Raw genomic sequence first — 11878 nt, 5'->3', positions numbered from 1 at the left:
AGAGCGATCCTCCAAATGAGCGAAGATAAGAAAAAAGGTGGCTGGTTTTCCCGCCTGAAAGCTGGACTTAGCCGTTCGTCCTCTAAGCTGGGTGACGGTATTGGCGGAATCTTTACCAAGAAGAAATTGGACGACGAGAGTATCGAAGAGCTGGAAGAGCTTTTGATCACTTCTGATTTAGGCGTCGCAACCGCAACAAAATTAACAGAAAATCTAGCGAAGACCCGGTTTAACAAAGATGTAGAACCGCTAGAAGTTTCAGAAACACTCGCAGAAGACATTGCAACAATTCTAGAACCTGTTGCAATCCCACTTAACGTTGACAGGTCCAAGTCCCCTCATATTATCTTGATGGTCGGCGTTAATGGTAGCGGTAAGACCACAACAATCGGCAAACTGGCAACTCAATACAAAGCTCAGGGCCTCAATGTTATGCTTGCCGCAGGTGATACCTTCAGGGCAGCAGCCATAGAACAGCTACAGATATGGGGGGACCGCACAGGATGCCCGGTTGTCGCCAAAGAAACCGGCGCAGATGCAGCAGGTCTTGCCTACGAAGCGATTGAACGTGCGAAGGCTGAAAATGCTGATGTTGTTCTTATTGATACTGCCGGTCGCCTCCACAACAAATCAGATTTAATGTCAGAGCTCCAGAAAGTCATTCGTGTTATTAAAAAGCTTGATGAGAATGCCCCCCACGACGTGGTCTTGGTACTGGATGCAACAACAGGTCAAAACGCCGTTTCACAGGTTGGCACTTTTAAAGAACTCGTCGATATCACTGGCTTGGTTGTGACTAAATTGGACGGCTCTGCACGCGGGGGAATACTTGTCGCTTTAGCAGAAAAGTTCGGGCTACCAGTTCATGCTATCGGGGTCGGTGAAACCGCCGATGATTTACGCCCCTTTACAGCCAAGGATTTTTCACGTTCTCTTATGGGGCTGGACAAGATCTAAATCGCCGCGCCCCCTCTCTTTGAAAAAATAAAAGAAAAGCTCTTCCGTGTTCAAAAAATATCTCGTTCTTATCTGTGCTTCTTTTTCTGTTATCACGTCTCTATTATCTGCAAGTTATGCAGAACAAAATCAGCAACTTGATTCAAACGAAGTCATCACTGAATACGGGAAAATAGCGACGGGGCTAGCATTAGAAGAAAGATGTCTGCTTCTTTCCTCCGTAGAAACCAGAGAGTACTATTGGCATCAATATCTACTCGACTTTTCTCTCAGCAAAATTTTTACAGGCTCTCCCGTTCTGACAATGATTCGCGGGACAGCCCACCAGACCTCAAAAGATGAGCGCTTCAAATGTGATCAGGAATCATTGGATTTCATCCAAAGCTCACTCCAAAAAGCACGGGACCTGAATTTCAAGCTAACTGGGAAAGCTTTTGAAGAAAACGTCAGTGACCAGGCATTCGACGAACAACGAATAACTATTATCGCTGCAGCGACTGGTACAAACGCGGTTTGTGAGCATCTTTTACCCGAATACGCAGAACAGTTACGAGTTGGCTATGAAGCATTAACTGATGCGATGAAAATTCGGTACCCGGAAAATCCGGATACATCTCGTATCAAGGCTTCATATACCGAAGCAGCCAACCAAGAAAAAACCTCTTGCAACGAGCAAACCAACCAACAAGCTCTACAGGGGTGGCAGCTAACAAGACTGTTGATGCAACAATTTCGGTTGGCCTTTGCAACCAAAAAACCCTAGCCGCTTGCGCCAAACAACTGCTTTACATTTGAGATTATCCCCTTTGTCGGCACCGTGCTTGTGAAAGCACACAAATCAGCTCAAACATCAGATTAACACCTACTATTGCTGTCCCGCCCGATTGATCAAAGGGCGGAGAAACTTCAACTAGATCCGCGCCGATCAAGTTCAAATCCCCAAGAGATCTAATCATCACCTGCGCATCAAAAGGGGTGTAACCACCGATTTCCGGGGTTCCAGTTCCCGGTGCATAACAAGGGTCCAAAGCATCAATATCAAAGGTCACATAAACTCTTTCGTCGCCGACCACGCGATGAATTTCTTTAATGACCCTTTGAATTCCAAGATCAAAATACTCTTCAATCGTAATTACTCTTATCCCAACTTCTTGCGCATATTCTTCATCAGAACGATCATAACGTGATCCGCGAATGCCAACCTGCACAACGCGCTTGGGGTCAAGCAATCCCTCTTCTATTGCGCGGCGGAACGGTGTTCCATGGGTCAGTTTACTCCCGCCAAAATAGCTATCATTCACATCCATATGGGCATCAAAATGCACCATACCAACCGGGCCACTATCCGCGACAAGCCCGCGAAGAATTGGCAACGAAATCATATGATCCCCGCCAGCAACCATCGGCATGACACCAGCCTTACGAATACTCGCCATAAAGTCAGTGACACGTTGCATTGTCATATCAAGATCGACAGGATTAACTTTTACATCCCCAAAATCAGCAATCCGACAATCATCAAAGGGCGCGATCCAGGTTGCTCCGTTATAGCGACGGATCAGGCTAGACATATCCCTGAGCTGACGAGGGCCATGACGTGTACCAGGTCGGTTAGTAACCCCTGCGTCCCATGGGACACCAATGATTCCAATATCATAACCAGTAAATTCAGAGACATGAGGCAGTCTCATAAATGTCGCAATGCCACTGAATCGCGGCATGTCCATTCCATCTGGTGGTAATTCCGTTAACTTGCTCATTCTTGCCTCCCAAAATAAATCTCGCCTTTAGTGTCTCCCTGCGGGTAACTTAATAAAATAATAAAATAACAAATGTTACTTTGAGAATTATCAAACTATGAAACTTGACAATCTGGACCTTCGCCAACTTCGCGTATTCCTGACTGTTGCCGACTGTGGTGGTTTTTCACAGGCCCAGGCCGAGTTGAATATCAGCATCTCGACAATTAGCATTCAAATGTCAGATTTGGAAACCCGACTTGGTATGCGCCTATGTCAACGGGGCCGGTCGGGCTTTTCACTCACAAAGGAAGGGGAACGTGTTTATAGCGCAGCTAAAACGCTTTTTAGTCAGATAGATGGTTTTAACAACGAAATTCATGATCTGAGACAGGAGCTTAGTGGCAAGCTTTTGTTAGGTATCGCAGATAATCTGGTGACCCACCCAAACCCTTCGATTTCCCAAAGTTTGCACCAGCTCTTTAACATGGAGGGCAAAATAGAAGCTGCGATCAGTATCCTCCCTCCTAATTTATTAGAAAGAGAAGTACTTGACCAACGTCTGGATATTGCAATCGGCGCCTTTCCCAAGCAACTTCCCGGCCTTCATTATCAACCACTCTTTACGGAAAATCAGATCCTGTATTGCAGTTCAAAACATCCTCTTTTCAACAGTAATACGGACAAACTCAGCCTTCAGGACTTGGTAAAACACAAGGTGGCTCAACGTGGATATACGGCTGGACGACCTCACCCATCAAACATCAAAACAGCAGGATCAGGTGCCCTTTCTTATCAAATGGAGGGACTTGTTTACCTTGTTCTTTCTGGTCATTTCATTGCTCACCTTCCTGACCATCTCGCTCAGAAATGGGTAGAAAGGGGTGCTATGAAAGCGCTCAATCCCCAAGGACTTGGCTATGAATCAACATTTGAATTAATTGTCAGGGCAGGCACACATGCATCACCCGTCCTTAAAGCTTTCAAACAGTGCTTGGCTACTTGCTTAGCCGCAAAAAAGAAAGGGACCCTGCTATAGCCAAGGTCCCTTTTAACTGAATACCTAAGGGATAAAAAAACCTTAAGCCTCACGGATTTGATGAATAAAATCATCAACCTGTGTATTAAGCATTTCAGACTGTCGTGAAAGCTCTGATGCTGCACTTAAAACATCCTGTGCTGATCGACCCGTTTCTTCTACGCCGTTTGTGACATCAGAAATCGTAGAAGACACTTCACCCGTAGCTGTCGCGGCCTCTTGAACATTACGCGATATCTCAAGCGTCGCCGCCCCTTGCTCTTCTACCGCCGCAGCCACAGAAGACGTAATTTCATTTATTTGCTCAATCGTGCCTGTAATTTTACCGATGGCATCAGCCGCTGTATCTGTAGCCCCTTGAATACCCGTCACCTGTTGCGCAATCTCCTCGGTTGCTTTGGCTGTCTGTGTCGCGAGACTCTTCACTTCACTTGCAACCACAGCAAAGCCTTTTCCAGCATCACCTGCACGGGCAGCTTCAATCGTGGCATTTAAAGCAAGTAAGTTTGTTTGTTCAGCAATGTCCGAAATTAGCTTGATAACTTCCCCAATTTTAGTAGATGCTTCTAGTAAGCCCGAAACCTGCGTGTTTGCATCTTCAGCTCTGGCAACAGCATCACTTGCAATACTTGTCGATTGACTAACCTGTCGGCTAATTTCATTAATCGAACTAGAGAGTTCTTCAGCCGCAGCAGCCACAGTCTGCACATTACCCGTGGCATGTTCTGAGGCAGAGGTTACGGCCACAGCCTGTTGAGACGTGTTACCAGCTGTTTCTTGCATCCCTTCTGAGGTACTTCTCATCTCCGTTGCCGCAGACGAAACAGTTTGAACGATCCCCTTCACTTCGCTCTCAAAGCGATCAGCAAGTTCGACCATAGCCTGTCGTTTTTCTTGTTCGTTTCGCTTCTCAACTTCCTTGCGTTCTTCTTCCAGTTTTTTAACGGCAATTGCATTGTCTCTAAACACCAGAACGGCCTTAGCCATATCAGCAATCTCATCATGACCGCTTGCACCCCGGATCTCAACGTCCAGATTACCATCAACCAACTCTTGCATAGAAGATGTAATCGACTTTACTGGGTAGATCACCCGCATGGCAACAATCCAAAATGAAACCAGGCCAGCAACGACACCAACAACCAAGATAATCAACGCCGTAACCATACGATTCCAGCTTTCTGTTGCGGCAGTATTTGCTAATTCTCCTGAAGTAATTGTTGTTACATCCACCAAATCCCAGAGAGGACTGATCGCGCTTTCGGCTGTTTTAGACCACGTTGCTTCATCAACCGGATAGTCAGTGCCACGAATACCCTTTTTGAAAACAGTCTCACGCATGCCTTCGAACTGATCCTTTGCAAAGAAACCAGCTTCCAGTTCGGTCATCACACCAGTAATTTTTTCTGCAGCCTCTGGCTTGTTTGTATAAACAAGAAAGTTCTGCCACGCGTTCTCCAACCGTCCGCGATCGGTATAGAAGTTCTTTAAACGTGTACCCCGCAATTTGACCTTCTTAGAGATCGCATAGGCCAAACCCGCTTTTTCTCGACTCGCATACTCACTCATGACCCATGCACTTTCTTTTAAGCGCTGCACCATCGTAAAATTCGGACCTGATTTTTTGGGCTGAAACGAGGACCTTTCCCGCAGTATTTTCGACGCCATGATCATACTTGTAATGGCGGGTTCTGCGGCAGATCCTACCTTTCGATCTCGCTGAAACTTCGGGACTGAGATATATGTATCTATATCAGGACGCATCTCTACTAATAACGTATGAGTTGCCTGTACTTCTTCCAAAACAGCTGCTTTATCAAGAAATTTTGCATTAGCTTCCAACCAAGAGAAAGCTTTCAGGAAGTTCTCATCCCCCTGTTCCCGGGCATTGATGATATTCTTTTGCCCCGCCTTCGTTATTTCTTGGCTTGATGCAATTGCAACAGACGTTAAAGAACGCTCTTCTGCCCAATACTTTGCAGCCTGAATTAATTGCCCCTCAACCCTGTTATATTCCAACGTTGTCTGCGTATCCTGATAATCCTGCCAATCATCTAGAACAGAAATCGCGGCTTGGTAGATAACAAGTCCTGTTAGGATTAAAGCAACAGCATAAAGACTGTTACGAATAGTTAGGGCTTTAGACGGCATTTACTCGAACTCCATAGCATTAGCGACCCGGGATCGCGCGACCTGAAACACAAATGTAAGTTCGGATTATTTAACAACTAACTAATAAATACTTATATTTTGAAATTTTTATTGAAAAAAATTACCTTTTATAAATACAAATACATATTCTTTAAATATAAAAAAATTCTATATTAATTATAGCCAATACCTATATCACGAATATGTTTGGCAATAAGGCGTGTAAAATTCAGGCTTCACGGGGATTAGAAAATGGAGGAAACCAGTTTTTTTCCTGAACGGAATAGTACTGATTGAGGGCCCACTCTACAGTTGGAAAGGCCAAATCGCGCCAAGGAATATCATCCCGGCCAAAAAGAGCGACCTCTTGACTTTCTGGCCCGGGAGAGACTTCTGGGTGGGATAACTTGGCCCGGTAAATAATCTGCACCTGACTAATTTGAGGGATAGAGTATATAGCGAGAAGCTGATCAATTTTTAGTTTTGCACGGGCTTCTTCCCAAGCCTCCCTAGCTGCTCCCTCGTCTGCAGTCTCATTCAACTCCATATAACCAGCTGGCAGCGCCCAATATCCTCGTCGAGGCTCTATTTCTCTTTTAACCAACAATACTTTTTGCTGCCAGGTAGCAACAACCCCGACGACAATTTTTGGATTTTCATAAATGACATATTCACAGGCATCACAAACCAGTCGTTCCCTGTCATCTTGCTCAGGAATTCTACGTGAAAAAGCTGCATCCGCAGGAATATGAAGATGATCATCATTACTCATGAGCTCAGCATGTCCCTGCCGCGAGCCCAGAGCAAGAACAATATCATTTCAAGATCTCTTACAAATCAAGGAGACTTACAAACGCTTTGAAAGGTGGATGCCAGCCAACATACACCGAACGGATCCACCAGCCTTTTCAATCGTGGGGATTGAAACGACAACAATTGAGAGACACTGCTCAATCAGATTAATCTGCTCAGAGGTCAATGAATGATAAGCAGTCGCTGACATCACAAGCAGTCGCCCTGCTGCCCCCTGAACTTCCAACATATTCCCGGCAAATGATGACACTTGTTTTTCCGAAAGCTCGATAACCTTTCGCCCCGTGCTTTTAAGTCGCTGCAACAACTCTGCCCTTTGGGTATCATTGCGGACCATCTTTGCGCCGATCAGAACCAGGTCGCTTGTAATACACATCAACACGTTCGTATGATAAACGGCATTTCCATTGCTATCAGAGGCGTCAAAAACCATCGGCTCATAATTAAACTGAGAACAAAATCGCTCTAGAAGAACCGGGTCAGATCGTCGCGACTTACATACATATGCCACACGCTCTATATGATCCAGCACCATCGCTCCTGTGCCTTCTAGATACCGCCCATCTTTCTCTTGTCCTGAATAGTCAATAATGTCTTGGACCCGGTATACTTGTTTAAGCATCTCGATAATATCCGTACGGCGCTCTCGTCGTCGGCTTTCCACAGACATAGGGTATATAGCGACATGACCACCTGCGTGTGTAGAAAACCAATTATTCGGAAAGACAGAATCAGGCGTGTGATAATTTTCATCTTCAAAAACATGCACATCAACCCCAAGAGATTTGAGCTCATCAACAACGCCAGAGGCTTCCTTAAAAGCGTTATATCCATCAGTTATATCCTGTTTATTCGCTATCGCCTGAAAACTGTTATCTAAAGCTGTTTCGGGGTTCGCTATAAAATGATGAGGTCGAACAAGAACAACCCCCACCGGAGTTTGTGGATTTTTACCTATAACAGACGGGTGTAAATTTGCAGGAGCACAAGAGGACATAACAGATAAACTTCCTAGACTGATGAGTACACGACAAAAATAATGTGTTTGATAAGGTCTGGAGCTTAGGAGAGTGATACTTTAATTAATATGTCAGTATTTTGTATATAATTGCATTTTTTTAATCAAATTATATACTCATATTAGCAATTTGTTCAATTTGGCCTATACTCATGTATAAATTTGATTCCTTAGACCAAGAATTAATAACCATCTTAAAAAAAGATGGTCGAGCGCCACTATCCAAGCTAGCCGATATTTTGCAGGTATCAAGGGGCACAGTGCAAAATAGGTTGGATCGATTGTTGAATTCAGGTGCTTTGTTGGGCTTTACGGTTCGCGTCAGAGAAGAAAGCGAACCAAACCTGATTAAAGCAATTATGTCGATAGAAGTAATGGGTAAATCAACAACCCAGGTCATTCAAAAACTCAGAGGCATGCCGGAATTGGTCAAGCTACACACAACAAATGGAAAATGGGATCTTGTAGCAGAAATACAGGTTACCAGCTTGCAGGAATTTGACGTCACTCTTAGAAAAGTCAGAAGTATTGATGGCATACTCAACAGCGAAACAAGTCTTTTACTCAGCTCTGTTTAACCAAAAACCAGCCAAGGTCGGCCAGCTACTTACTCAATCAATGAACACTTGATCGTTATACTCTAATATTCAAAAACGACCCTCGGGGAAGTATTTTACCGGATTCAGCCGCTAATCTTGCTGCATCAAATAACTCTTTCAGCCGTTCGGCAACGCCAAAGCTTCTAAGGTCACCCGTAAAGGGCTGAAGAACCTTTTGAAGCCTAAGCTGAGCAGGAGTTGTTTCTTTGGGGATCTCAGAGGATTCTTGTCGCGACGGTTGTTGCTTTGTGGCTCCATCCAGCGCTACACCTGATAAAAACCCGGCATCCGTTTTATTAGAAATTTTCATATCTTAATTATGGCAACTTCCCGTAAAGAATATATTAACTGCACAAAATCACTCTTTTTAGGTGAATAATAATGAGCACCCACAGCAATTAAGTTAAAATCAAATAATTACACAACTCTTTATTACAACTTATCAGTACCGATTCTTTCCGTGAAATTTTTATTAACAGCACAGAACTTGCTATCAACTATGCACATAAACTACTATATTTAGTATCGACTATGTAGAGACACACATATCTCGAATAGATTAACCAAAAAATTAAGACTATTTTCATAAATTTTGACGTAATTGTTTGTTTATGAGCAATCTACATGGGTGTGGATTCTCTGACAATAATAAGGACTAATGCAGTCAATAATGGCTGTGAACGCGCAAGTAGCGCACCGGGGTATAAGGAAGCGGGGGTTCCCTTGCCGGAAAACCAGGATAATAACTTGCAAAAGTTGCTCTCGATGGCTCTAGACCGCTCGGTCAAAGGCCGAGAAGCGCTTGCGCGGACAATTGGCCATCTTTTTTCAGAAGAAGAAATCGCTCTTTCTGAATTAGAGAGAGCCTTGATGACTGATATCTTGGGCAAATTGATCAGCGACGTAGAACAGTTGGTCCGCCAGGCCCTAAGCGAAGAACTTGCCGCAACCAAGACCGTTCCCCATGAACTGATTCTAATGCTTGCGAACGACGACATCGAAGTGGCTCGTCCGATCTTATTGAATAGCGATATCTTAAAAGATCAAGATCTGGTCGACATTATCAAATCCCGAACTCATCAACATCAACTCTCTATCGCACTCCGGAATGAATTAAGCAGCGAAGTTTCTGATGCCTTGATCAATACGGGCAAAAAAGACGTTATCAAAACACTCCTTGAAAACAAAAACGCATCTATTTCAGAACTAACGTTAGAGTATCTAGCCGATCAATCCCGGCGCATTGATGATTTCCAAGAGCCCCTAATCAACAGAGAAGATTTACCTATACACCTTGCAGAACGCATGTATTGGTGGGTATCAGCAGCCCTAAGATCACATATTCTCAAGAATTTCCCAGTTGATATTCAGGACATAGATAACAAGATACAATCTGGCGTTCATAAACTTATTGACCAAGACAGAATAAAGCCAACGCCGCATGCTCCTTCGACAAAGCTCGCGCAAAAGCTAAAACAAAATAACCTGCTTACCGTAGAAAGTCTGGTTCAATCTCTTCGTCAGGGGGAAGTTGAATTGTTCGAAAGTATGTTCTGTGAAATGAGCGGCTTTCGTCCGGGCGGCCTAAGAAAAGCACTTTATGAAACGAAGGGCGAAGGTATTGCTATTCTATGCCTCGCGATGGGGATACCCAAACAAACGTTCGCGACGATCTTTTTACTTAGCCGCAAAGGTAATCCTCGAGGACAAACAACAGATCCCCGTGATCTTTCCCGAGCAATGTTAATTTATGATAAAGTCAACAAAGATGACGCTCAGTTAATTACTGATTCCTGGCGTATGGATCCCAAATATCAAGACGCCATAAGCGAAATCGATGCAGCCTCGCCCGAAGAAAAATCAGCTAGCGGGGCAAAAGCGTCGTGATGGTAAAAGAAACAAAAGGGCGTATCGTGAAGCTCCCCAAGGATCGCGATACGAAGAATAAAAGTGCCGGCCTTCCTCATAATTTGAGCAGTTCGCTGGAAATTATTTCTGCGCTTAAAAATGATATTGTTCACAACGGCCCCCCAACGTGCGTCATAAGTAATGAAGGTCAGGTTATATTTGCCAATAACGCCTATGAAACAATCGCTGCAGAAATGGAAGATGCCGGATTAATAGAAAATGCTATTGCCCCCCCCTATAGTCCAGCAGAAATCGAAGCAATAAAATCAGCTGGTGGAAGCAATCCCGATGAATATACCATTGTCGTCAACAAGAAAGCCCAACACTATTTAGCTTCCTACCACTATATAAACGGGACCAAAAATCATTCCGGCGCAACAGCAGTTGTTCTTAGCCCCTATGACGAAAATGCCCGTCTAAAAGAGGTTTTAACGTCTGTACAGAGTCGTCTGAATGATATGAGCAGACTGGTTTCAGACTGGACGTGGGAAACAGATAAAAATCTGAATTTCACCTACGTTTCCCCGCAGGTACAAAAAGCCCTAGGGTACCACCCAAGTGAACTTCTGGGACGGAGCATCAAAGATCTGATCGTCGAAGAACCAGATCATGTCTTCCCGAATACAGCAGCGACAGATACCCACAAACCCTTCAGAGACGAACAACTGTCAATCCTAAGCCGATCCGGCGAAGAACGGCTGTTCCTGGTCAGTGGCCTAGCCTTTTATAACAATGATAATCGTACCTACGCCGGTTACCGGGGAAGCGCCCGAGATGTTACAGAACAGCAACACCAGCAAGGCGCGCTGAGAACAGCAAAGGAAACAGCTGAAGTCGCCAATCGAGCTAAGTCTGAATTTCTGGCTAATATGAGCCATGAGCTTCGCACACCACTAAACGCTATCATTGGCTTCTCCGAGATGATGTCATCTCAGCTTTTGGGGCCGCTCGGAAACAAGCAATATCATGAATATTCACATGATATTCATACCTCTGCTCGCCACCTGTTAAGCGTGATCAACGATATTCTGGATGTTGCAAAGATAGAAGCCGGGAAACTCGAACTACTAGAAGATGCCACAGACCCTCTCAAATTAGCAGTATCTGTTCAGCGCCTGATGATAGAACGCGCTGAAAATGCGGGCCTAAAACTGAAATTGTCCCTTCCGTCAAAGCTTCCGCTTATTTACGCAGACCAACGAAAGCTAAAACAAGTACTTATCAATCTTCTTGCAAATTCAGTTAAATTCACGCCTTCGGGCGGGACCGTTGAACTTGCTGGTGGGGTGAACGACGACGGTGATTTCGAATTTGTCATTATGGATACCGGAATCGGTATGTCCGAAGATGATATACCGAAAGCTTTTGAACCTTTTGCCCAAATTGACAGCACTTTAAGTCGCCAGTTTGACGGCACAGGTCTCGGTCTTCCATTAGCGCAAGGCCTCATCAGACTTCACGGTGGTGAACTTGAAATGACCAGTGATCCCGGCAAAGGAACTTCTGTAAAATGTGTGCTACCCGGATCTAGAATCCTGCCCTCTTAAAGCACTTATCGACACGAATCTAACCCAGTTGATTTCGCACTGCACAAAACAGATGCGTCCCTTCATTCCTCTGTGCTAGGCTTTCGCTCTCTTCTTTTAGTCCGGAG

The 11878-nt window shown here is 44.6% G+C and carries 11 protein-coding genes; 6 read left to right on the top strand and 5 right to left on the bottom strand.

Annotated features, from left to right (window positions below; all coding sequences use genetic code 11):
• Positions 1–15 precede the first annotated feature (15 nt).
• Both ftsY and ACN0W5_RS14480 read left to right on the top strand, forming a co-directional pair.
• On the top strand, positions 16–957 hold the full coding sequence (gene ftsY, locus ACN0W5_RS14485) for a signal recognition particle-docking protein FtsY (protein WP_417432189.1): 942 nt from the start codon (positions 16–18) through the stop codon (positions 955–957).
• Between the two features lie 46 nt (positions 958–1003).
• Entirely contained in the window at positions 1004–1720 is a 717-nt protein-coding gene (locus tag ACN0W5_RS14480; protein ID WP_417454809.1) for a hypothetical protein, read from the top strand.
• Positions 1721–1754: 34 nt separating this feature from the next.
• Here ACN0W5_RS14480 and speB read toward each other — a convergent pair whose 3' ends face one another.
• Entirely contained in the window at positions 1755–2717 is a 963-nt protein-coding gene (gene speB, locus ACN0W5_RS14475; RefSeq protein ID WP_417454808.1) for an agmatinase, read from the bottom strand.
• 97 nt (positions 2718–2814) lie between these two features.
• On the opposite strand from speB, the gene ACN0W5_RS14470 reads away from it, so the two are divergent.
• On the top strand, positions 2815–3735 hold the full coding sequence (locus tag ACN0W5_RS14470; protein ID WP_417454807.1) for a LysR family transcriptional regulator: 921 nt from the start codon (positions 2815–2817) through the stop codon (positions 3733–3735).
• 42 nt (positions 3736–3777) lie between these two features.
• On the opposite strand, the gene ACN0W5_RS14465 is transcribed toward ACN0W5_RS14470, so the two are convergent.
• The 3 genes from ACN0W5_RS14465 to ctlX form a co-directional block, all read right to left on the bottom strand.
• The gene (locus tag ACN0W5_RS14465; protein ID WP_417454806.1) at positions 3778–5886 is read right to left on the bottom strand and encodes a methyl-accepting chemotaxis protein; all 2109 of its coding nucleotides are present in this window, start codon (positions 5884–5886) and stop codon (positions 3778–3780) included.
• Between the two features lie 229 nt (positions 5887–6115).
• Positions 6116–6658 (bottom strand): NUDIX domain-containing protein, encoded by a 543-nt coding sequence (locus tag ACN0W5_RS14460; RefSeq protein WP_417454805.1) that lies wholly within the window; start codon positions 6656–6658, stop codon positions 6116–6118.
• A gap of 75 nt (positions 6659–6733) precedes the next feature.
• Positions 6734–7696 carry a citrulline utilization hydrolase CtlX gene (ctlX, locus tag ACN0W5_RS14455; protein ID WP_417454804.1) on the bottom strand — a complete coding sequence of 321 codons (963 nt, stop codon included), beginning with the start codon at positions 7694–7696 and terminating at the stop codon, positions 6734–6736.
• Between the two features lie 173 nt (positions 7697–7869).
• Between ctlX and ACN0W5_RS14450 the strand changes: the two genes are divergently transcribed.
• Complete coding sequence (locus ACN0W5_RS14450) at positions 7870–8295, top strand: Lrp/AsnC family transcriptional regulator (RefSeq protein ID WP_417454803.1); 426 nt, start codon at positions 7870–7872, stop codon at positions 8293–8295.
• Between the two features lie 55 nt (positions 8296–8350).
• Here ACN0W5_RS14450 and ACN0W5_RS14445 read toward each other — a convergent pair whose 3' ends face one another.
• On the bottom strand, positions 8351–8626 hold the full coding sequence (locus tag ACN0W5_RS14445) for a hypothetical protein (RefSeq protein WP_417454802.1): 276 nt from the start codon (positions 8624–8626) through the stop codon (positions 8351–8353).
• A 314-nt stretch (positions 8627–8940) separates the two neighbouring features.
• On the opposite strand from ACN0W5_RS14445, the gene ACN0W5_RS14440 reads away from it, so the two are divergent.
• Entirely contained in the window at positions 8941–10203 is a 1263-nt protein-coding gene (locus ACN0W5_RS14440; RefSeq protein WP_417454801.1) for a DUF2336 domain-containing protein, read from the top strand.
• Positions 10203–11771 (top strand): PAS domain-containing sensor histidine kinase, encoded by a 1569-nt coding sequence (locus tag ACN0W5_RS14435; RefSeq protein ID WP_417454800.1) that lies wholly within the window; start codon positions 10203–10205, stop codon positions 11769–11771. The genes ACN0W5_RS14440 and ACN0W5_RS14435 overlap by 1 nt, the downstream gene beginning before the upstream one ends.
• The last annotated feature ends 107 nt before the right edge of the window (positions 11772–11878 follow it).

The sequence above is a fragment of the Kiloniella sp. genome, assembly GCF_048270245.1.
GTDB lineage: Bacteria > Pseudomonadota > Alphaproteobacteria > Kiloniellales > Kiloniellaceae > Kiloniella.
Note: the sequence above shows the minus strand (reverse complement) of the source record. Positions and strands in the feature narration are given on the sequence as shown.